Here is a 21,103-nt window from a genome sequence, read left to right as displayed (position 1 = left end):
CGGGCCGGTCCGGCCCCGCCGGGGTGTTGGGGGCCGTCAGGCCTCCGGGGTGATCTCGACCAGGACCTCGTCGGGGTTGACCGCATCGCCCTTGACGACGAATACGCCGGTGATCCGGCCACCGATCGGCGCCTGGATCTCGGTCTCCATCTTCATCGCCTCGGTGATCAGGAGCGGCTGGCCGGCCTCGACCTGGTCGTCCTCGGCGACCAAGACCTCGACGATGCTGCCGGGCATCGAGGTCGTGACGTGCCCCTCCTTCGTCGGCTTCGGCCGCTTGCGGTTGTCGTCCTTCTGCTGGACCGCACCGCTCGCGCCGCCGGTCAGCACCAATTCGTCGAGGGTCTCGACGACGACCTCTTCGGGGATCCCGTCGATCGCGAGATAGAAGTGGCGCTCGGACTGCTCCTTGTGGCCGGTGCCGGTGACCTTGACGTGATAGGTCTCGCCATGGATCGCGATATTGAACTCGGTCGGGGCCGTGCGGGTGTCGTCGACGGCGCCCGACGGCGGGGGCTCCAGCGGCTCGGGCTCCAGGGTGCCGGCGGCGCGGTGCTCGAGGAACGAGCGGCCGATCTCGGGGAACATCGCGTAGGTCAGGACGTCCTCGTCGCTGTTCGCCAAGGTGCCGATGTCGGCGGTGAGCTTGTCCATCTCGGCCTTCAGGAGATCGGCCGGGCGGCATTCGATCGGCTCCTCGTTACCGATCGCTTGGCGCTGGAGACCTGCATCTACGGGGGCCGGGGCTCGGCCGTAGCCGCCCTGGAGGTAGCGCTTGACCTCGTTCGTGATGGTCTGATAGCGCTTTCCTGTCAACACGTTGAGGACGGCCTGGGTGCCGACGATCTGCGAGGTCGGGGTGACTAACGGCGGGTAGCCGAGGTCGGCGCGCACCGCCGGGATCTCGGTCAGGACCTCCTCCATGCGGTCGAGCGCGTTCTGCTCCTTCAGCTGGTGGGCGAGGTTCGAGATCATACCGCCCGGGACCTGATTGACCTGGACGCGGGTATCCACGCCGGTGAACTCGCTCTCGAACTGGTGATAGCGCTTGCGGATCTGGTAGAAGTAGATGCCGATCTCCTGGATCTTCTCCAGATCCAGGCCGGTGTCGTACGGGGTGCCACGCAGGGCCGCGACCAGGCTCTCGGTCGGGGAGTGCGAGGTGCCTCCCGCCATCGACGAGACGGCGGTGTCGATGTGTTCGCAGCCGGCCTCGATCGCCTTGAGGTGGCACATCTCGGCGAGCCCGGCCGTGGCGTGCGAATGCAGGTGCAGCGGCAGGTCGACGGCATCCTTGAGCGCCTTGACCAACTCGCTCGCGGCATAGGGCGTGAGCAGCCCGGCCATGTCCTTGATCGCGATCGAGTCGCAGCCCATCGCGGCCAGTTCGCGGCCCATCTTCACGTAACCGGCGGCGTCGTGGACCGGGCTCACGGTGTAGCAGATGGTGCCCTGGGCGTGCTTGCCGGCGGCCTTCGTCGCCTCGATCGCGGTGACCAGATTGCGCAGGTCGTTGAGGGCGTCGAAGATGCGGAAGACGTCCATGCCGTTGGCCGCCGAGCGTTTGACGAAGGCCCGCACGACGTCGTCGGAGTAGTGGCGATAGCCGAGCAGGTTCTGGCCGCGCAGCAGCATCTGGAGGCGGGTGTTGGGCAGGGCCTCGCGCAGTAGGCGCAGGCGCTCCCAGGGGTCCTCCTTCAAGAATCGCAGGCAGGCATCGAAGGTGGCCCCGCCCCAGCACTCCAGCGACCAGTAGCCGATCGCGTCGAGCTTGGGACAGATCGGAAGCATGTCGGCCAGGCGCATCCGGGTGGCGAGGAGGGACTGGTGGGCGTCGCGCAGGACGACCTCGGTGATGTGGACCTTTGGCATCTTCGTCGATCTCGGTTTACAGGCCGGCGTGGGCGGCGATGGCGGCGGCGATGGCGGCGGCGATGTGATCCTTGCGTCGCTTGCTGGAATAGCCCAACAGCTGCTGCTGGTTCGCCTCCAGGAAGCCGGTGTCGAAACGGCCGCGGCGGAAGTCCGGGTGGTTCAGGATCGCCAGGTAGAAGGGGATCGTCGTCTTGATCCCGAAGACCCCCATGTCGCGCAGCGATCGGGCGCCGCGATTGACCACGTCGTCCCAGGACAGCGCCCAGACGACGAGCTTGGCCAGCATCGAGTCGTAGTAGGGCGGCACCTGGTAGCCGGTGTAGATGGCGCCGTCGGTGCGCACGCCGGGGCCGCCGGGGGCGTAATACCGGGAGATGCGCCCGAAGCTCGGCAGGAAGTTGTTCTTCGGGTCCTCGGCATTGATGCGGAACTGGATCGCGAAGCCGCGCCGGCTGATCTGGTCCTGACGGAAGCGCAGTGGCAGCCCGGCGGCGATGCGGATCTGCTCCTCGACCAGGTCGACGCCGGTGATCGACTCGGTGATCGTATGTTCCACCTGGATGCGGGTGTTCATCTCCATGAAGTAGAAGCGCCCATCGGCGTCCTGGAGGAACTCGACGGTGCCTGCGTTGGTGTAGCCGACGGCCCGCGCGGCGAGCACGGCGAGACCGCCGACGTACTGGCGCTGCGCCTCGTCGAGCTGCGGCGACGGGGCGATCTCGATCAGCTTCTGGTTGCGCCGCTGGATCGAGCAGTCGCGCTCGTAGAGGTGGACGCAGTTGCCGTGCTGGTCGGCGAGGACCTGCACCTCGATGTGGCGCGGGTTGACGACGCAGCGTTCGAGGAAGACCTCGGCGCGGCCGAAGGCCTTGGTGGCCTCGGAGATCACGCGCGCGAAGTTGTGACGCAGCTCGGCGGGGTCGTTGCAGCGGCGGATGCCGCGTCCGCCGCCGCCCGAGGTCGCCTTGAGCATGATCGGGTAGCCGATCTGCTCGGCGGTCGCCAGGGCCTCCTCGACGCTCGCGAGGTTGCCCGGGCTGCCCGGGGTGACCGGCACGCCGGCCCGTTGCATCGCGAGGCGCGCCTCGGTCTTGTCGCCCATGCGCTGGATGACGCCCGCCGACGGACCGATGAAGGTGATACCGCGACGCGCGCAGGCGCGGGCCAGTTCTGGATTCTCCGAGAGAAAGCCGTAGCCGGGATGGATCGCGTCGCAGCCGGTCGCAATCGCGAGGTTGACGATGCGGTGCACGTTCAGATAGCCGGCGAGCGGGTCGGCGCCCAGGCTGTAGGCCTCATCGGCCTTCTTCACGTGCAGCGAATAGCGGTCGGCCTCGGCGTAGATGGCGACGGAGCGGATGTCCATCTCGGCGCAGGCGCGGATGATGCGCACGGCGATCTCGCCGCGGTTGGCGATCAGTATCTTACGAAGCATGCTGGCGTCTCTTCGCGGCAGAAGGCCCGCCGCCCGGGCTGCGGGCGGCGAGGGGAAAAGCCCGGTGCCCGTCGGCCGCCGGCCTCTGCGGATGTTGCGATGCAATATAGCGAATGGCGAAGGGATGGGAAAGCCCGGCACGGACCGCTCGCGGCCCCCTCGCCATCGGTCTATGATGAAAGGCGATGGTTTCCTTGGTGCCCGGCGCCAGGTGCGGTCGGGTGTGTCGACCGGCGGTCGGGTGCGCCGGCATCCGACGACCCCGAGCGAGGTGATCATGTCCGAATCGATCTATCGGCATCTGTTGCTGGCCGTCGACTTCGCCCCCGAGAGCGAGCCGGTCATCGCCCGCGCCGAACGGTTGCGCGAGGACCTCGGCGCGCGCCTGACGCTGTTGCACATCGTCGAGAGCGTGCCGCCGGCGATCGAGTACATGCCCATGTCCTACTCGGGCGAGGCGATCCTCCCCGAGGGGCTGGAGCTCGAGGGGGAATTGCTCGAGGTCGCGCGCGCCCAGATCGACGCCCTCGGCGAGCGCCTCGGCGTGCCGCCGGCCGATCGCCTGATCAAGATCGGCACGACCGGTTACATGATCGACGAGACGGCCGCCGACCTCGGCGCGGACCTGATCGTCGTCGGCAACAAGGGGCGTCACGGGTTGCATGCGTTGCTCGCTCCGTCGACGTCGAAGGCGGTGCTGCGCGCCCAGACCTGCGACCTGCTCTGCGTCCACCTGGAGGCCGGGCCGCGCTGAGCGGCACACGCAGCCGGGCGGTTCAAGCGGCCTCCACGGCGTCGGTCCGTGCGCCGCGCGCCAGGGCGGCGCGCGCCTGCGCGAAGCGCTCTTCCAGGCGCGGCGCGGACGGAAACGGCCCGCACAGGTACCACTTCGAGAGCAGGCCCGCGGCGTTCGCCAGGGGGTCCTTCTCGCCGGCCGCCATCCGTTCGGTCAGCCGCGAGACCTGGAAGGCGAGGCGCTCCTCGGCAAGCTCGGCGGGCGATTCGACCTGCGCCAGGATCTCCAGTTGCAGGCAGAGCCCCTCGCGCTCGCGATGGTTTTCGTCGAGGAGCTCGGCCGGCATCGGCTCGCCGCGTTCGAGGAGGGCGAGGGCGGTCGCGAAGCGGGCACCGATCGCGGTCTGGAGCGCCTCCTCCTGGCGTGGCAGTGCCGACCACTCGGCCTTGACCGAGGTCAGGTCGAGTCGGGTCGCATCCTCGGCGAGCAGGGCCTGCTCGACCTTGGTGCAGAGTTCCGCCTGGCGGGCGAGCAGCTCGAGACTCGCGCGCCGCGCCGCGGCACGGCGCTCGCGGGCATGGGCGAGGGCCTGGTGATGGGTCGCCCGCCAGCGCCGCTCGAGATCCTGGGCGGCGGCGCGCGGGATGGGTAGCGCCGCCGCTTCGCGCCAGCGCCCCTCGAGATCCCGCAGGGCGGCCTCGATCTCGGTCGGGGTCGCCTCGGCCTCGGCGAGGGCCTGGGCCTCGTCGCAGAGGGCGGTGCGCACGGCCAGGTTGTCGTGCAGTTCGCTCTCGCGCGCCTCGTATTGGGCGCGGCGGCGCTCGAAGACGGCGTCGCAGGCGCTGCGGAAGCGTCGCCACAGGGCGTTCTCCTCGGACTTGCGCCCGGCGACCGTCGTCTGCCAGCGGCGTTGGCAGGCCTTGACCGCCTCGATGGCCTGTTCGAGGTCAGGGTGCTCCACGAGGGCCTCGACCTCGGCGATCAGCCCCTCGCGATCGCGACGGTTGCGCGTGCGTTCGGCCTCGAGGCGGCGGTCGAGCTGCTTGATCGTATTGCGGAAGCGCCGTTCCAGGCCCTTGCGGTGACGGCCCTCGACCGGGCCGATCTCGGCCCAGCCGCGGCGCATCTCGCGCGCGGCCTTGACGGCCTTCTTCCAATCCATCCGCTCCCAGTCGACCTCGGCGAGGAAGCGTTCGAGCTCGGCGCAGAGCTGCTCGCGGGCGAGGCGGTTGGCCTCGCGTTCGGCGGCCTGCTGCTCCAAGTACGGCCGGCAGCGTTCGTAGACCTGTTCGGCGGCGGCGTGGAAGCGTTCCCAGCGTCCCTGGTCGGCCGGCGAGCCGGTCTGGTCGAGGGCCTTCCAGGCGCGTTGGATGTCGCGCAGCTGCGGCGCCAGCGTCTCGGGTGGGGCATCGCTTGCGGCCAGCTCGTCGATCGCCTGGCAGAGGGCGGCGCGCTGTTGCTCGCTGCCCCAGCGGCGCCAGCCCTGGAGCTCCTTGATCCGCGGGGCGGCCTGCTGGACCTGGCGCTGGGCCTCGGCGTAGGCCTTGCGCGGCAGCCCGCTCGCCTGGGCCAGATCGATGCTGGCCCGTAGGCTCTGGAGTAGCGGCTCGGCGCGCTTGAGTTCGCCGTCGGCCAGCGCGGCGGCGAGGGCCTCGAGCTTGCCCGGCACCTGGGCGAGGCGCTGCTCGGCCTGGTGGCGCTGCTTCTCGAGCCGTTGGGCGAGGTTGGTCAGATCTTCGCCGAGGGCCTGGGCCTGGCCGGCGGCGAGGATCCCCTCCCCGAGCAGGGCCTGGCCCTCGTTGAGCAGGGGGCGGCTCTTGGTCAGATCCAGGGGCTGGTTCTGGTCGAGCGCTTCGGCGATCCGGGCGTGCAGGGTCGCGGCCCGCCCCTGGCGGCGACGCCGTTCGGTGCGCTGCTCCTGATGGCGGGCGAGGGCCGCCAAGGCCCCGTCGAGCTGCCGCTCGAAGTCGGCCCGCTCAGTGTCAGGCAGGGCCGCGGCCGAGTCGGCGCGCAGCCCCTCGGCCCGGGTGCGCAACGCCTCGAGGGCGGCGTCGTCGTCGCTGTCGCGCGCCGCGCCCAGGTCCTCGAGCAGCGCACGCAGCGCGGCGCGCCGCTCATCCAGACGCCGCGCCTCGGCGAGTTGTTGGGCCTGGCTTTCGCGGTAGCCGGCGTAGTCGGCGAGGAAGCGCGCGCGCGCCGCGTCGTAGCGCTCGCGCAGATCTCCGTCCGCGCGCGGTCCGAGGTGCGCCCAGTCGCGCTCGATGCAATCGAGCAGGCCACGGTCCTGCTCCCATGTGCCATGTCGGCCGAGACGCTCGATCCGCTCGCAGAGCTCGAGGCACTGGCCGCGGATCTTCAGCGGCAGCGACTCCTGTTCGGCGATCGCCCGCAGCTTCTCGCGGGCGAGTCGATAGACGCGCTTGTCCTTCTTGCCGATCTGGCGGGTGATCTGCTCCAGGGCCGACTTGTCGGCAAGGCGCTCGATGGCGGCGCGGCGGTTCGAGGCGAGGGGGTCGCGCAGGGCGCAGGCGGTGAGGGTCGCCGGGCTGCCGATCCGGTCGATCGCCGAGCGGCGCAGTTCGCCCTCGTGGGCGGTGGTGGCGATCGCCTCGAGGAGTCCGGCGTCGCTCGTGACGGCGGCCTCGTGGATGCGCTCGGCGAGCGGCAGGCGCGGTTCGTCGGCGCCGCAGATCAGGTTGCGAAGCCGCGCCCGGGCGATGTCGCGCACGCCGGGATCCGAGTCGGCAGCGGCGATCTCGCGCAGATCACGCAGGCTCGTGAGGCGTCGGCAGGCGTCGCGGCGGGCCGTGACGTCGTCACCCTCGCGGGCGGTGCGGGTCAGCAGCGCCTGGTCGTCGGCGGTGGGGCCGCCGGACGGCTTGGTCTTCAGAAAGCGCTTGAAGATCATAAGTCTCTATCGACCTCGGCGTCTCGAAACTGGGCTATGGTAACCGAGACCCGAGGTGAGCACAGGCCCCGGTGGGCCGTCGTCGGGCGCGGTCGGTGGACGGCGGGCGGTCTTCGCCGCCGGGGCCGGGCCATGCGCGGCGCCCGTCAATCCTCCCGGGCGCCGACGAATGGGTTGGTGTGTCGCTCCTCGCCGAAGGTCGACATGGGCCCATGACCCGGGATGAAGCGGATGTCGTCGCCGAGCGGAAAGAGGCGGCCGCGAATCGACTGGATCAGGGCCCGATGATCGCCGCGGGGGAAGTCGGTGCGACCGATCGAACCGGCAAACAGGACGTCGCCGACCTGGGCGAGGCGCGCGGCCAGGTCGATGAAGACGACATGACCCGGGGTGTGGCCCGGGCAGTGGACGACCGAGAGGGTCTGCCGGCCGACGGCCAGCGTATCGCCGTCGGCGAGCCAGCGTTCCGGGTTGAAGGACGGCATCTCGGGCAGTCCGAACATGCGGCCCTGCAGCGGTAGCGTGTCGAGCAGGAAGGCGTCGTCGTGGTGCGGCCCGAGGATCGGGACTCCGAGCGACGCGGCGAGGGGCGCCGCGGCTCCGACGTGGTCGATATGGCCGTGGGTCAGCAAGACCTGAGTCGCGATGATGCGCTCCTCGGCGATCGCCTGGCGGATGCGGTCCGGGTCGCCGCCGGGGTCGACGATGGCCGCCTCCCGGGTTTCGGGGCACCAGAGCAACGTGCAGTTCTGCTCGAAGGCGGTCACGGGAACGATGCGGTACAGCAAGATTTCGGCTCTCGATGTGGCGCTTGGTACGGGGGTGGGTCGGGACGGCGAGCGGTCGAAGCGGATGCCCCGCGCGGTCCCGATGGCCCGCGGCTGTGGTGGTGAGGGTCCGGCCTCAGCCGCGCAGGAAGCTGTACAAGCGGTCCTTCAGGAGGAGCCGTTCCTTCTTCAGTTCCTCGATGGTCTCATCCGCCACAGGCACGCCGAGCTCTTCGAGGGAGCGCACGCGGGCGTCGAGATCATCGTACTGGTCCATGATCCGGGCGAACTCCTCGTCGGAGGCACGCATCGTGGCGATCTTGCCCTCGAGCTCCGGGAACTCGTGCAACAGGTCGTGGGATTCACCAAGCATCTGTATTCGATCCTCATCGAAAAAGGCCGAGGTCTCTCGCTGCCTCGTGGTGTCTAGATGGCTGTCACGTCCTCTCGGGAGAGGTTTCGGCATTCTAACCCATCGCTTCCTAAGGCTCGCAACCTTGCGGTGAAGCGCCTTGCCGTCGCCCGGACGGGGCCTCGCGCGGCCCCGCGGGCGGTCGGAGGTGGTCCGTTGCGACCGGCGAGATCAGACGGGGAGAATCGGGTCCGTCATCGTGTGTCGGCGTCGAGCTGCTCGAGGACCGCATCGGTGAGTTCGAGGTCGTCATCGATGTAGAGCAGCCCGGCGCGGCTGCGCTCGAAGACCGCCGAGATCTTCTGCGCACTGGCGACCTTCTCGACGGCCTTGACGGCCGGGCCGATGATCTCCTGAGAGATCTTCTGTTGCTCGATCATCAGCCTCTCCTGAAAGGTCGCCGCCTCCTTCTGAAGCGCCTGGAGCCGCGCCTTGAGCTCCTGCTCTCGCTTGGCGATCTGCTCCTTGCTCATCAGTGGCTGGTCGCGGTCGAAGGCGTCTTTGAGCTGGCGGATGGCGTTTTCCTCTTTGGCGATCTCGGCGCGTTGCGGGCCGAACTCCTTCTCGAGGCGTTGCTGCGCGCGCTGGCCGAGCTGGCTCTGCTCGAGGACCTTCTGCATGTCGACATAGCCGACCGTGGCGTCCGGTGCCGCGAGGCCCGGCGCGGCAAAGGCGAGACAGGGCAGGAGGGCGAGCAGGGCGGCACGATGAGTCATCTGTCATCTCCTGGATCGACGGTGTTGGATTGAGGCACGGCAAGCCGTGGTTCGCCGCTCGGGCGGATAGGCCGGCTCGATCGGCAGTGCAGTCTCTCCCTGACGGGGGTGCGGATCGCTCGCGACCGGCTGACGAGACGAAACTCTGGCCGCGGTCAACGACGGTCCGCCGCGTCCAGGTCGGACGAAGCAGCGCCGATTCTAAACTCCCAGCCCGAGTTGGGACACCGGCAGTGCGGCCGCTGGTCGGCCCTCTTGCCTTGCGCGGGCGGCTGTTCCATCCTTGCCGGCCGAGGCCCCGGTCCTCCGTGTTGCGTCCGGATCGCCCGCGGATGCGAAGTCGCTCGGGGCGGGCGGATCGATGACGGGGCGCCATCATGGAGATCTTCAGGTGGGCAATTCCCTCCAGGAACAACTACTCAAGGCCGGCCTGGTCGACGAGCAGAAGCTCAAGCAGGCGCGAAGCGACAAGCGCAAGAAGGTCAAGGCGGCCCCGAAACGGGCGGCCGGCGCCGACCCGGCGCGGGAGCAGGCGCGCCAGGCCCAGGCCGAGAAGGCCCGACGCGACCGCGAACTCAACCGCCAACGCCAGGAGGCGGCGCAGCGTCGGGCGCTCGACAACGAACTGCGTGAGTTGATCCATGCCCACCGCCTGTCTCGCGACGGTGGCGAGGTGGCCTTCAACTTCACCGACGGCACGACGCTGAAGCGCCTCTACCTGCGGCGCGAGCAGCAGCAGCAGGTCGTGGCCGGAACCCTGGCGATCGTGCGTCAGGATACCTTCTACGAACTCATCCCGGCCGCCGTCGCCGAGCGGGTCGCGGCGCGCCAACCGGAGCGGATCGTCGTCTTCAACAAGCCGGGCGCCGACACCGGCGGGGATGATGACTACGCCGAGTTCAAGGTGCCGGACGACCTGATGTGGTGAGGGTCGGCCGTCGCCAATGTGAGGAGCGATCGATGGCGAACGATGACAACAAGCGACTGGCCGTGCTGATCGATGCGGACAATGCCGCCCCGGCCATCGTCGAGGGGCTGCTCGCCGAAATCGCCAAGTACGGTACGGCCCACGTCAAGCGGATCTACGGCGACTGGACGCTACCGAATCTGGGCGGCTGGAAGGAGGTGCTGCTGCGCCACTCGATCCAGCCGATGCAGCAGTTCCGCTACACGAAGGGCAAGAACGCGACCGACGGCGCGATGATGATCGATGCGATGGACCTGCTCTACACGGGCAACTTCGAGGGCTTCTGCATCGTCTCGAGCGACAGCGACTTCACGCGCCTGGCCTCGCGCCTGCGCGAGTCGGGCACCGTCGTCTACGGCTTCGGCGAGAAGAAGACCCCGGAGCCCTTCGTCGCCGCCTGCGACAAGTTCGTCTTCACCGAACTCCTGCGCGAGGATGACGACGGCGAGAAGACCGCGCGCAAGAGCGGCAAGGAGCTCAAGCAGGACGCCAAGTTGGTCCACCTGCTGCGTCTGGCCGTCGATGCCGTCGCCGACGACGCCGGCTGGGCCGGCCTCGGGGCGGTGGGCTCGACGATCGCCAAGCGCGCCCCCGAGTTCGATGCCCGCAACTACGGCTACAGCAAGCTCAGCGGCCTGATCAAGGCGCTCCAGCTCTTCGAGGTCGAGGAGCGCCAGATCGGCGACGGGCCGCACAAGGCCCTCTATGTCCGCGACAAGCGGTCGATCGGCTGACGGCATTGATGGCCGCCCCGGCGGTCGCCATCTCGCTTGCACGACCCTCGTCCGTCCGCGCCGCGCCATGGCCACGCCGCCCGTCTTGATCGATACCCACTGCCATCTCGATGTCGCCGCATTCGATGCCGACCGCGCCGCGGTCCTGGCCCGCGCGCGCGCGGCGGGCGTCACCGACCTGGTCATCCCGGCCATCTCGGCCGCCGGCTGGGACGGACTGCGCGGCCTCTGCGCCGCCGAGCCCGGCCTGCATCCGGCCCTCGGCCTGCACCCCGTCTATCTGGCCGACCATGGGGCCGGGGACCTCGCGGCCCTGGAGCGGGCCGTCGCCGCCAAACCGCCGGTCGCGATCGGCGAGATCGGGCTCGATCGGTTCGTCGCCGATGCCGACCCCGAGCGCCAAGCGGCCCTCTTCGAGGCCCAGCTCGCGATCGCCCGGGCCGCCGACCTGCCGGTCCTGCTCCACGTGCGCAAGGCCCATGACGAGGTCCTCGCGATCCTGCGCCGCGCGCGGGTGCGTGGCGGCATCGCCCACGCCTTCAACGGCAGCCTCCAGCAGGCCGAGCAGTACCAGGCGCTCGGCTTCGCGCTCGGCTTCGGCGGCATGTTGACCTTCGCCCGCTCCAGCCGGCTGCACCGCCTCGCCCGCGCCCTGCCGGCGACGGCGATCGTGCTCGAGACCGACGCCCCGGACCTGACCGTTGTCGCCCACCAGGGCGAGCGCAATAGCCCCGAGTACCTGCCCGACGTGCTGGCGGCGCTGGCCGAGTTGCGTGATGAGAACCCGGCCGCGCTGGCCGCGCAGACGACGGCCAATGCCCGCGCGGTCCTCGGGCTTTGAGATCGGTCTCGGTATGAGCAGCCCCGCCCCGCCCGTCGAGTCACTGCCGGATCCGGCCGGTGCGCTCGCCGAGCGCACCCGGATCGTCGTCGGCGATGAGGGCCTCGCGCGACTGCGCGCGGCGCGGGTCCTGGTCGTCGGTCTGGGCGGGGTCGGTGCCTATGCGGCCGAGGCCCTGGTGCGCGCTGGCGTCGGCCGTCTGACGGTCATCGACGGCGACCTGGTCGCGCCGTCGAACCTCAATCGCCAACTCCTCGCGCTCGGCTCGACCATCGGGCGGCGCAAGGCCGAGGTCATGGCCGAGCGGCTCGCCGACATCAATCCGACCTGCCGGGTGACGGCGCTCGATCGGTTCGTCGGCCCCGAGGAGATGCCGGAGTTGATCGCCGACGGCCACGATCGGGTTCTCGATGCGATCGATAGCCTGAGCTGCAAGCTGGCGCTGCTCGAGGCGGCGCTGCGCGCCGGCGTGCCGGTCGCGAGCAGCATGGGGGCCGGCGGGCGCAGCGACCCGGCGCGCCTGCGCCTGGGCGACCTGATGGAGTCGCGCGGTTGTCCGCTGGCGCGCGAGGTCCGCCAGCGCCTGCGCCGCCGCGGGCTGGGACGCGGCGTGCTGGCGGTCTGGTCCGACGAGCCGCCGCGTCCGCCGCTGCCGCCGGAGCCCGTGGGCCGCGGCCGACCGCGCGCCGTCAACGGGACGCTGAGCTATCTGCCGGCCCTGTTCGGGCTGATGCTGGCCGGGGCCGTCGTCGAGCGGCTCCTCGCGACCGAGTGACCCGATGACCGAGCGGGCCGGGGGCGAGGCGATCCGCGCGCGCGGCCTGGTCCAGGGGGTCGGCTTCCGCCCGACCGTCTGGCGCCTCGCCGAGGCCTGCGGGCTGACGGGCGAGGTCCGCAACGATGGGGAAGGGGTCCTGATCCGTGTCTGGGGCGACGCGCTCGCCCGCGAGCGCTTCTGCACCGAGCTTCGTGCCCAGTGCCCGCCGCTCGCGCGCCTCGATGCCCTGGAGCGAACCGCCCTCGCCGAGGCCGCGCCGCCCGGACCCTTTCGCATCGTCGCGAGCGGTGGTGGGGCCGTGCGCACCGGCGTGGTGCCCGATGCCGCGACCTGTCCGGCCTGTCGACACGAGCTCTTCGATCCGACCGATCGGCGCTGGCGCTACCCGTTCATCAACTGCACCCACTGCGGTCCCCGGCTGAGCATCCTCGAGCGCATCCCCTACGACCGCGCCAACACCAGCATGGCGGCGTTCGCGATGTGTCCGGCCTGCGCCGCCGAGTATGCCGACCCGGCGGATCGGCGCTTCCATGCCCAGCCGAATGCCTGCGGGGACTGCGGGCCGCAGGTCTGGCTCGAAGACGCAGATGGGCGGCGGGTCGCGCCGGCCGCCTTCGGGGCGATCGACGCGATCGATGCGGCGAGCCGGCTCCTCGCACGCGGGGCGATCGTCGCGCTGAAGGGGATCGGCGGTTTCCATCTCGCCTGCGACGCCGAGGACCGGGACGCGGTCGCCCGCCTGCGACGGCGCAAGGGGCGCTACGCCAAGCCCTTCGCGCTGATGGCCCGGGATCTCACCGTGATCCGTCGCTACGCCGAGGTCCAGGATGCCGAGGCCGAGCTCCTCGCGAGCCCGGTGGCGCCGATCGTCCTGCTCCGGGCCGGCGGGCCGCGGGCGGTGGCCGGTGCGGTCGCCCCGGGCCAGGATACCCTCGGCTTCATGCTGCCCTACAGCCCACTGCATCACCTGCTCCTCGCCGATTGGGAGCGGCCGCTCGTGATGACGAGCGGCAACCGCGCCGAGGAGCCTCAGTGCACCGCCAACGACGAGGCGGCCGAGCGTCTCGCGGGGCTCGCCGACTATCGGCTCCTGCACGACCGGGCGATCGTCAACCGGGTCGACGACTCGCTCGTGCGCGTCCTCGACGGCGCCCCGCAGCCGTTGCGCCGCGCCCGCGGTTATGCCCCGGCGCCGCTGCCGCTGCCGGAGGGCCTCGCCGCGGCGCCGCCGCTGTTGGCCCTCGGCGGCGAGCTCAAGGTCACCCTCTGCCTGGCCCAGGACGGCCAGGCGATCCTGTCCCAGCACCTGGGCGACCTGGAGGAGGCCCGCACGGCCCGCGAGTACGGGCGCACCATCGATCTCTATCGCGCCCTCTACCGCCATGAGCCGACGGCCCTGGCCGTCGACGCCCACCCGGGCTACCGATCGACGCTGATCGGTCGGGCCTGGGCGGCGCGCGCCGGACTGCCGGTCCTCACCGTCCAGCATCACCATGCCCATATCGCCGCGGTGCTGGCCGACAACGGCTGGCCGCTCGCCGGCGGCCGGGTCCTCGGCATCGCGCTGGACGGGCTCGGCTATGGGCCCGACGGCAGCCTCTGGGGCGGCGAGTTGCTCGTCGCCGATTACCTGGGGTTCGAGCGGGTCGCGTGGCTGGCGCCGGTCGCGCTGCCGGGCGGGGAGCGGGCCGTCCGCGAGCCCTGGCGCAACACCTACGCGCAGTTGCGCGCCCACCTGGGCTGGGACCAGGTCCGCGCCGCGCATCCCGATCTGGAGCTCGTGCGCTGGCTCTCGGGCCAGCCGTTCGCCGTCTGCGACCGGATGATCGAACGCGGCCTCAACGCCCCACCGACGAGCGCCTGCGGGCGGCTCTTCGACGCCGTCGCCGGTGCCGTGGGACTGTGCCGCGAGGGGATCGGCTACGAAGGGCAGGCGGCGATCGAACTGGAGGTGCTCGCTGGGCGAGCCGTCGCGGGCGAGCCGGGCTACGACTTCGCGCTCGTCGAGGACGAGCGTGGCCGCCTAGTCATGGATCCGGCGCCGATGTGGCAGGCCCTGCTCGCGGACCTCGCGGCCGCCGTCACCCCGCCGGTCATCGCGGCGCGCTTCCACCGCGGGCTCGCCGAGACCATCGTCGCCGCGGCCACGCGCCTCGCCTCTCGCCATGGGCTCGCGGCGGCGGCCCTCTCGGGCGGGGTCTTCCAGAATCGGCGCCTCCTCGAGGCAGTGGCCGCGGGCCTTCGCGAGGCCGGGCTGCGGGTCCTGGTCCACCGCCAGGTCCCGGCCAACGACGGTGGCCTCTCGCTCGGCCAGGCGGTCGTCGCTGCGGCACGGCTCCTCGCCGGGGACACGGGTGCCGGCCGCGCCTGAACTGTGCTCTCTTGCGCGCAATCCCTTATAGTTGCGCCCTGCTCGGTGGCCCCGACCCCGTCGGCGGGCCGCGAGATCGCACAGGGCGCGACCGCGACGGCGCGCCGGATCAGGGCGCGCCCCGCGTGCCTCGAACGCGATTGACGATGAAACGACCCCCGGAGAAGCCAGTGCAAGACATCAATCCGATCCGTGCCCAGATCCATGACCTCCGGGGACGCATGGCGTCCCTTAGGGGGTATCTTTGACTACGCCGAGAAGAAGGAGCGCCTGACCGAGGTCCTGCGCGAGCTGGAGGAGCCGAACGTCTGGAGCGACCCGGAGCGGGCCCAGGGGCTCGGGCGCGAGCGCGCCGCGTTGGAGCAGGTCGTGGTCGGCCTCGATGAGCTCGATGCCGGCCTGACCGACGCCGCCGAGCTGCTGGCGATGGCGGTCGAGGAGGGCGACGAGGCGACCGTGGCGACCCTCTGCGCGGACCTCGAGGGCTTCGAGCGACGCGTCGGCGAGCTGGAGTTCCGGCGCATGTTCTCCGGCGAGATGGATGCGAACAACGCCTTCCTCGATATCCAGGCCGGCTCGGGCGGCACCGAGGCCCAGGACTGGGCGGAGATGCTGCTGCGGATGTACCTGCGCTGGGGCGAGCGTCACGACTTCAAGATCGAGCTGATGGAGGTCTCCCCGGGCGAGGTGGCCGGCATCAAGAGCGCGACCATCCGCTTCGAGGGCGACCATGCCTTCGGCTGGCTGCGCACCGAGATCGGCGTGCATCGGCTGGTGCGCAAGTCGCCGTTCGACTCGGGCAACCGCCGTCACACTTCCTTTGCGGCCGTCTTCGTCTCGCCCGAGATCGACGACAGCGTCGAGGTCGAGATCAATCCCGCCGACCTGCGCATCGACGTCTACCGCGCGAGCGGTGCCGGCGGCCAGCACGTCAACCGGACCGAGTCGGCGGTGCGCATCACGCACAACCCGACCGGTATCGTCGTGCAGTGCCAGAACGGCCGCTCGCAGCACCAGAACAAGGACCAGGCGATGCGCCAGCTCAAGGCCAAGCTCTACGAGCTGGAGATGCAGAAGCGTCGCGCCTCGCAGCAGGCCCTGGAGGACAGCAAGTCCGACATCGGCTGGGGGAGCCAGATCCGCTCCTATGTCCTCGACCAGTCGCGGATCAAGGATCTGCGCACCGGTGTGGAGACCGCCAACACCCAGGCCGTGCTCGACGGCCATCTGGACCCCTTCATCGAGGCCAGCCTGAAGAGCGGGCTGTGAGCCGCCTCGAATCCGACAGGCAAAGATTGAACGGACGATGACCGATCAAGATCAGCACGACGAGAACAAGCTCATCGCGCAGCGGCGCGAGAAGCTCGAGCAGCTGCGCGCCCGCGGCAACGCCTTCCCGAACGACTTCCGCCGCGATGCGCTGGCCGGCGATCTACATGCGCGCTTCGGCGAGGTCGAGGCCGAGGCGCTGGAGGCCGACGCCCCCCGGGTGCGGGTGGCCGGGCGCCTGATGAGCCGCCGGGTCATGGGCAAGGCGAGCTTCTCGCACCTGCAGGACATGTCCGGGCGCATCCAGCTCTTCATCCAGCGCGACCAGCTGGGCAGCGAGGCCTACGAGGCCTACAAGCGCGACCTAGACCTCGGCGACATCGTCGCGGCCGAGGGCACGCTGTTTCGTACGAAGACCGGGGAACTGTCGGTGCGCTGCGAGTCGCTGCGACTGCTGACCAAGGCCCTGCGGCCGCTGCCGGAGAAGTTCCACGGCCTGACCGACCTGGAGAGCCGCTACCGCCAGCGCTATCTGGATCTGATCGCCAACGCCGAGACGCGCGAGACCTTCAGCACCCGCACCCGCATCATCCAGTACCTGCGCGACTTCCTGAACGGGCGCGGCTACCTGGAGGTCGAGACGCCGATGATGCACGTCATCCCCGGCGGGGCGGTCGCGCGGCCGTTCGCGACCCACCACAACGCGCTCGACATGCCGCTCTACCTGCGCATCGCCCCCGAGCTCTATCTGAAGCGGCTGGTCGTCGGCGGCTTCGAGAAGGTCTACGAGATCAACCGCAGCTTCCGCAACGAGGGGCTCTCGACGCGTCACAACCCCGAGTTCACGATGCTCGAGTTCTACGAGGCCTACGCCGACTATCACGACCTGATGGACCTGACCGAGGAACTGCTGCGCGGCCTCGCCGAGACCCTGCGCGGCGAGGCGCGGGTCGCCTACCAGGGCGCCGTCTACGATCTCGGCCAGCCCTTCCGGCGGATGACGGTGCGCGAGGCGATCGGCCATTTCAACCCAGACCTGACGCCGGCCGACCTCGCCGACCCGGCACGCGCCCGGGCCGCGGCCGCGCGCCGCCAGATCGCGCTGGAGGACGGCTGGGGGCTTGGCAAGGTCCTCCTGGAGATCTTCGAGAAGACGGTCGAGCCCCAGTTGCAGGATCCGACCTTCATCACCGAGTACCCGACCGAGGTCTCGCCGCTCGCGCGGCGCAACGATGCCGACCCCTTCGTCACCGACCGCTTCGAGCTCTTCATCGCCGGGCGCGAGATCGCCAACGGCTTCTCCGAGCTCAACGATGCCGAGGACCAGGCCGAGCGGTTCCGCCGCCAGGCCGCCGAGAAGGCCGCTGGCGACCTCGAGGCGATGCACTACGATGCCGACTACATCCGCGCCCTCGAGCACGGGATGCCACCGACCGCGGGCGAGGGGATCGGCGTCGACCGGCTCGTGATGCTCTTCACCGATTCGCCGTCGATCCGCGACGTGCTCCTCTTCCCGCACATGCGCCCCGAGGGCCGCGACTAGGCCGGCCCCGGGGCGCCCCCCGCTCAGGGCCGAGAGGTCGGGTTAGCCCCTCGGGGCGTAACCCGACGGCCGGCAACGCGGCGGCCACCGAGGCATCCGTGCCCCGACCGCCCGCAAGCGGGCGCCTACCAGCGCAGGCGGCGTCAGCGGGGCCGTTGTCGGGTTATGGCGCGCGCGACCGCTGCTTTCCCATCGAAGGCCGCGCCGGCGCGCCTGACCCGACGGCCTCGCACCCGAAAAAGAGATCTCGCGCAGAGACGCCAAGGCGCAGAGAAGGAGAAGCGGAGCGTACTGGTGACATCGACCAATGCCTTCTCTTCACGTTGCGCCTCTGTGTCTCTGCGCGAGCCCGTAGGTCGCATGAGCCCTGTAGGGTCCGCTGTGCGGGCCGTTCGGGCTAGTGCAGCACTTCAGAAATCCCGAGGCTGTTCGTTGTCGTTGTCGAGATTCGCAAGCCGACAACGACAACGATCTGAGACGGTCTCGGAACATCCGTACTGCTGTACTAGGCCGGCCCCGGGGCGCGCCCCGCTCAGCGGCCGGCCGGGAAGCCGTAGGGCGGGGCATGCAGGGTCAGGTGCGGGCCGTCGCGCCCGAGCTGGACGTGGTCCTGCTCGGCCGACTCGACCTCGACGACCGCGAGGAGTTCGTAGCGCCCCGGGGCGCTCTCCTGGGCGTCGACGACGAGCCCCGTGCCCTGCCCCGAGTGGCTGTCCGGCGAGAAGAGCTCTTCGCCGGGGCGCGGCGGTGTCGCCGTCTCCACCTCGGCCCGATACATCCGCCGCTTGAGCTTGCCGAGGTGCTGCATCCGGGCGACGACCTCCTGACCCGTGTAGCAGCCCTTCGTGAAGCTGACGCCGTCGATCAGGTGCATATTGGCCATCTGCGGCACCAGGGTCTCGCGCGTCTCCGGGTAGATGCTCGGCAGGCCGGCGCGGATGTCGAGCAGCCGCCAGCGATCCGGGCCGGCCAGCGCGGCCCCCTCGGCGAGGCGCGACCAGAGTGCCTTGACCGCGTCGACTGGGCCGAGGATCTGGAAGCGTGCTGGGTTCCCGGGGATCCGCACGAGCGCCAGATCGCCGGCCCGCGCGAGACCGTTGTCGAGTTCGGGCAGGACGCCGCAGGCACCGGCGACCCGTGCCAGCGCCCCGTCGCCGGCGACGCCGATCGCGACCAGCTCGTCGCTCGCGTCGCGCAGCCGCGCGCGCGAACGCAGCACGAACATCTGCAGGCGCTTCAGCGTCGCCTCGACCTGGCTGCGTGGCAATTGCAAGTAGATGGTCTCGCCCAGGCGCAGCAGCCGAAAATTGGCCAACATCCGCCCTTTGGGGCTACAGTACCCGCTGAGTTGGGTGTGCCGATCCGACAGCTCGCGCACGTCGTTGGTCAGCTGGCCCTGGAGGAACTCGCGGGCGTCGGGGCCATCGACGGCGATGAGCCCCAGGTGCGACAGGTCCACCAGCGTGCAGTCGGCGTCGGCCGGGGCCTCGGGAAAGGTGACCCGGCCCTCGTCGTCGATGCGGGCCGATAGGGATTCCAGGAAGGCTTTCCATTCGCTGTTCATGGTCGTGGCGTCTCGCTCTCTGTGTCGCGGGCGGCGTCGGGCGACGGCGCCCGGCGGTGTTCAAGGTCTGGCCCGCTATCATACAGGAAGCCCGGAGGCGCCTCGCGCGTCGCCCGCGTGCCCCGAATCCGCCGCGGGCCGAAGGCCCGAATCCGAAAGAGAGAAAGCCGTTGCCGCATCAGCAATCGATCCCCCAGTCCGACAGCCTGGTCCTCTACAAGCTTTATCCGGCGCGGGTGGTCGCGATCGGCGAGAAGATCGAGATCGAGCTCGAGGGTGGACAGAAGAAGCGCGTCCGGCCGAAGGACATCGAGCTGCTGCATCCGGGGCCGCTGCGCAGCCTGGCGGAACTGACGCCTTGTCGCGGCGAGATCGAGGAGGCCTGGTCGCTGCTCGAGGGCGGCGAGACGGATCTGAAGGAGCTCACGGAGCTGGTCTTCGATTGCTATACGCCGGCGGGCTGCTGGGCGGTCTGGCAGCATGTCGCGGCCGGCGTGCACTTCACCGGCAGCCCGGCCGCGATCCAGGTGCGCACGCGCGAGGCCGTCGAGCGCGACCGTGCCGAGCGCGAGGCGAAGGCGGCGGCCGAGGCCGATTGGCGCGGCTTCCTCGAGCGCGTGCGCCTGGCCCGGCCGGCCCCCGAGGATCGCGAGCGCCTGCTGGAGGTCGAGCGACTGGCCCTTGGTCAGGGCGAGCGTAGCCGCATCCTCCAGGCGCTCGGCCACCAGGAGACGCCGCAGAATGCCCACCGGGCGCTCGTCGATTGCGGCTATTGGCCGGGCGATTACAACCCCTATCCGCGGCGCGTCGGGGCCGTGATCGAGGATCCGACGCTGGTGGTGCCGGCGCTGCCGGAGGAGGCGCGCCTCGACCTGACGCACCTGAGCGCGTACGCGATCGACGACGAGGGCAACGAGGATCCGGACGACGCCCTGAGCCTCGAACAAGGGCCCGAGGGCGAGCGGCTCTGGGTCCATGTCGCCGACGTCGCCGCGCTGGTCTCGCCCGCGGGCGAGCTGGAGCGCGAGGCGCGCGCCCGCGGCGCCAACCTCTATCTCCCGGAGGGCATCGTCAACATGCTGCCGGGCGAGGTGACGACACGCCTCGGCCTCGGGCTCCAGGCGGTCTCGCCGGCGCTCTCATTCGGCTTTCGCTGCGGGCCGAGCGGGGAGCCGATCGATCTGCGGGTCGAGCGCACCTGGATCCGGGTCGAACGCCTGACCTACGAGGCGGTCGAGGGCCGCATCGAGGCGTCGCCGTTCGCCGCGATGAATGCCTTTCTCGCCCCGTTTCGTGCCCGTCGCGAGGCCCGTCAGGCGGCCAGCATCGACCTGCCGGAGGTCAGCGTGCGGGTGCGCGACGGTCGCGTCCTGATCCGTCCGCTGGCGCGCCTGCGCAGTCGGGCGCTCGTGACCGACGCGATGCTGATGGCCGGCGAGGCGACCGCGACCTTCTGCCGGGAGCAGGGGATCCCGATCCCCTATGCCTGCCAACCGGCCCCGAATGCCCCGAACGGCTCGGAGGCGCCGCTCGACCTGGCCGGGATGTACGCCTACCGGCGCAAGTTCAAGCCGACGCGGCTGGTCCGCGAGCCCGAGCCCCATGCCGGCCTCGGGCTGCCCCTGTATACGCGCGCGACCAGTCCGCTGCGTCGCTATTCCGACCTCATCGTGCACCAGCAGCTGCGCGCCTGGCTGCGCGGCGAGGCACCGCTCGGCGCCGACGAGGTGATGCTGCGGGTCGCGGAGGCGGATACGGCCAGCGCCCTGGTGCGTCGCGCCGAACGCCTGTCGAACCAGCACTGGAAGCTCGTCCATCTGCAGGCCCAGCGCGACTGGCGCGGCGAGGGGGTCGTCGTCGAGATCGACGAGCACAAGTGCACGGTCCTGATCCCGGAGTTGGCGCTGGAGACGCGAGTCCGCGTGCGTCACGAGGCGGCCTTGAATGCGCGCGTGCGGCTCGCGCTGCGCGAGGTCGACCTGCCGGAACTCGGCGCGATCTTCGCCACCAAGTGAACGCAGGGCACGGCCCTGCCCACCCTGCGGAGCGGTTCGAGAACCGCCGGCGCGCGTGCCGGGCGAGCGCGCGGCGTACCCCCAGCGCTGTGGCGCCGCCTGTCGCGTTATGGTGCGCGCAATCTGTCCTTTCCCGAAGAACGCGGCGCGGGCGCACTGGCCCGGCCAAGGC

At 70.6% G+C, this 21,103-nt stretch carries 16 protein-coding genes; 9 read left to right on the top strand and 7 right to left on the bottom strand.

The features are described from left to right. Nucleotides 1-36: 36 nt before the first annotated feature. Nucleotides 37-1,872, bottom strand: coding sequence for a sodium-extruding oxaloacetate decarboxylase subunit alpha (gene oadA / locus CKO41_RS00445; RefSeq protein ID WP_200251804.1), 1,836 nt, complete (start codon nt 1,870-1,872; stop codon nt 37-39). Nucleotides 1,873-1,888: 16 nt separating this feature from the next. Then, nucleotides 1,889-3,310 (bottom strand): acetyl-CoA carboxylase biotin carboxylase subunit, encoded by a 1,422-nt coding sequence (locus tag CKO41_RS00440; RefSeq protein ID WP_200251802.1) that lies wholly within the window; start codon nt 3,308-3,310, stop codon nt 1,889-1,891. A 277-nt stretch (nt 3,311-3,587) separates the two neighbouring features. Between CKO41_RS00440 and CKO41_RS00435 the strand changes: the two genes are divergently transcribed. Continuing rightward, nucleotides 3,588-4,064: a universal stress protein gene (locus CKO41_RS00435; protein ID WP_200251800.1), complete on the top strand. Its 477-nt coding sequence runs from the start codon at nt 3,588-3,590 to the stop codon at nt 4,062-4,064. A 22-nt stretch (nt 4,065-4,086) separates the two neighbouring features. Here the strand turns inward: CKO41_RS00435 and CKO41_RS00430 are convergent, their stop codons facing one another. The 4 genes from CKO41_RS00430 to CKO41_RS00415 form a co-directional block, all read right to left on the bottom strand. Then, on the bottom strand, nt 4,087-6,954 hold the full coding sequence (locus CKO41_RS00430) for a DUF349 domain-containing protein (RefSeq protein ID WP_200251798.1): 2,868 nt from the start codon (nt 6,952-6,954) through the stop codon (nt 4,087-4,089). Between the two features lie 146 nt (nt 6,955-7,100). Further along, nucleotides 7,101-7,742 carry an MBL fold metallo-hydrolase gene (locus tag CKO41_RS00425; protein WP_200251796.1) on the bottom strand — a complete coding sequence of 214 codons (642 nt, stop codon included), beginning with the start codon at nt 7,740-7,742 and terminating at the stop codon, nt 7,101-7,103. Between the two features lie 115 nt (nt 7,743-7,857). Further along, nucleotides 7,858-8,094, bottom strand: a complete 237-nt coding sequence (locus CKO41_RS00420; protein WP_200251794.1) for an HP1242/YdcH family protein — start codon at nt 8,092-8,094, stop codon at nt 7,858-7,860. A gap of 233 nt (nt 8,095-8,327) precedes the next feature. Further along, nucleotides 8,328-8,849: an OmpH/Skp family outer membrane protein gene (locus tag CKO41_RS00415; protein WP_200380936.1), complete on the bottom strand. Its 522-nt coding sequence runs from the start codon at nt 8,847-8,849 to the stop codon at nt 8,328-8,330. 391 nt (nt 8,850-9,240) lie between these two features. Between CKO41_RS00415 and CKO41_RS00410 the strand changes: the two genes are divergently transcribed. From CKO41_RS00410 to lysS, 7 genes are all read left to right on the top strand, one after another. Further along, nucleotides 9,241-9,777, top strand: a complete 537-nt coding sequence (locus CKO41_RS00410; protein WP_200251791.1) for a DUF2058 family protein — start codon at nt 9,241-9,243, stop codon at nt 9,775-9,777. Nucleotides 9,778-9,809: 32 nt separating this feature from the next. Next, nucleotides 9,810-10,550: an NYN domain-containing protein gene (locus CKO41_RS00405; protein WP_200251788.1), complete on the top strand. Its 741-nt coding sequence runs from the start codon at nt 9,810-9,812 to the stop codon at nt 10,548-10,550. 67 nt (nt 10,551-10,617) lie between these two features. Then, nucleotides 10,618-11,391 (top strand): TatD family hydrolase, encoded by a 774-nt coding sequence (locus CKO41_RS00400; protein WP_200380935.1) that lies wholly within the window; start codon nt 10,618-10,620, stop codon nt 11,389-11,391. A gap of 13 nt (nt 11,392-11,404) precedes the next feature. Further along, nucleotides 11,405-12,166 carry a tRNA threonylcarbamoyladenosine dehydratase gene (locus tag CKO41_RS00395; RefSeq protein ID WP_200380934.1) on the top strand — a complete coding sequence of 254 codons (762 nt, stop codon included), beginning with the start codon at nt 11,405-11,407 and terminating at the stop codon, nt 12,164-12,166. Nucleotides 12,167-12,170: 4 nt separating this feature from the next. Continuing rightward, the gene (gene hypF / locus CKO41_RS00390) at nt 12,171-14,540 is read left to right on the top strand and encodes a carbamoyltransferase HypF (protein WP_200380933.1); all 2,370 of its coding nucleotides are present in this window, start codon (nt 12,171-12,173) and stop codon (nt 14,538-14,540) included. Nucleotides 14,541-14,710: 170 nt separating this feature from the next. Beyond that, nucleotides 14,711-15,809, top strand: a protein-coding gene (gene prfB / locus CKO41_RS00385; RefSeq protein ID WP_200380965.1) for a peptide chain release factor 2 whose coding sequence is annotated in 2 segments (ribosomal slippage) — nt 14,711-14,785 and nt 14,787-15,809 — 1,098 coding nt in all. Because the reading frame shifts where the segments join, the coding sequence is not laid out codon by codon here. A gap of 37 nt (nt 15,810-15,846) precedes the next feature. Beyond that, nucleotides 15,847-17,352 (top strand): lysine--tRNA ligase, encoded by a 1,506-nt coding sequence (gene lysS / locus CKO41_RS00380; protein ID WP_200380932.1) that lies wholly within the window; start codon nt 15,847-15,849, stop codon nt 17,350-17,352. A gap of 532 nt (nt 17,353-17,884) precedes the next feature. Here lysS and ygfZ read toward each other — a convergent pair. Next, nucleotides 17,885-18,916, bottom strand: coding sequence for a CAF17-like 4Fe-4S cluster assembly/insertion protein YgfZ (gene ygfZ / locus CKO41_RS00375; RefSeq protein ID WP_200380931.1), 1,032 nt, complete (start codon nt 18,914-18,916; stop codon nt 17,885-17,887). A gap of 170 nt (nt 18,917-19,086) precedes the next feature. Between ygfZ and CKO41_RS00370 the strand changes: the two genes are divergently transcribed. Beyond that, nucleotides 19,087-20,931: an RNB domain-containing ribonuclease gene (locus CKO41_RS00370; protein ID WP_200253391.1), complete on the top strand. Its 1,845-nt coding sequence runs from the start codon at nt 19,087-19,089 to the stop codon at nt 20,929-20,931. The last annotated feature ends 172 nt before the right edge of the window (nt 20,932-21,103 follow it).

The organism is Thiococcus pfennigii (assembly GCF_016583835.1).
GTDB lineage: Bacteria > Pseudomonadota > Gammaproteobacteria > Chromatiales > Chromatiaceae > Thiococcus > Thiococcus pfennigii.
The sequence above is the reverse complement of the archived record's forward strand: the minus strand, read 5'-3'. Positions and strand labels throughout refer to the sequence as shown.

Bases quoted from the DNA above. Each gene is read 5' to 3' on its own strand.
- CKO41_RS00430 (WP_200251798.1), bottom strand. From the start codon at position 6,954: ATGATCTTCAAGCGCTTTCTGAAGACCAAGCCGTCCGGCGGCCCCACC.
- CKO41_RS00400 (WP_200380935.1), top strand. From the start codon at position 10,618: ATGGCCACGCCGCCCGTCTTGATCGATACCCACTGCCATCTCGATGTC.
- oadA (WP_200251804.1), bottom strand. From the start codon at position 1,872: ATGCCAAAGGTCCACATCACCGAGGTCGTCCTGCGCGACGCCCACCAG.
- CKO41_RS00440 (WP_200251802.1), bottom strand. From the start codon at position 3,310: ATGCTTCGTAAGATACTGATCGCCAACCGCGGCGAGATCGCCGTGCGC.
- CKO41_RS00395 (WP_200380934.1), top strand. From the start codon at position 11,405: ATGAGCAGCCCCGCCCCGCCCGTCGAGTCACTGCCGGATCCGGCCGGT.
- CKO41_RS00415 (WP_200380936.1), bottom strand. From the start codon at position 8,849: ATGACTCATCGTGCCGCCCTGCTCGCCCTCCTGCCCTGTCTCGCCTTT.
- CKO41_RS00420 (WP_200251794.1), bottom strand. From the start codon at position 8,094: ATGCTTGGTGAATCCCACGACCTGTTGCACGAGTTCCCGGAGCTCGAG.
- ygfZ (WP_200380931.1), bottom strand. From the start codon at position 18,916: ATGAACAGCGAATGGAAAGCCTTCCTGGAATCCCTATCGGCCCGCATC.
- lysS (WP_200380932.1), top strand. From the start codon at position 15,847: ATGACCGATCAAGATCAGCACGACGAGAACAAGCTCATCGCGCAGCGG.
- CKO41_RS00435 (WP_200251800.1), top strand. From the start codon at position 3,588: ATGTCCGAATCGATCTATCGGCATCTGTTGCTGGCCGTCGACTTCGCC.
- hypF (WP_200380933.1), top strand. From the start codon at position 12,171: ATGACCGAGCGGGCCGGGGGCGAGGCGATCCGCGCGCGCGGCCTGGTC.
- CKO41_RS00405 (WP_200251788.1), top strand. From the start codon at position 9,810: ATGGCGAACGATGACAACAAGCGACTGGCCGTGCTGATCGATGCGGAC.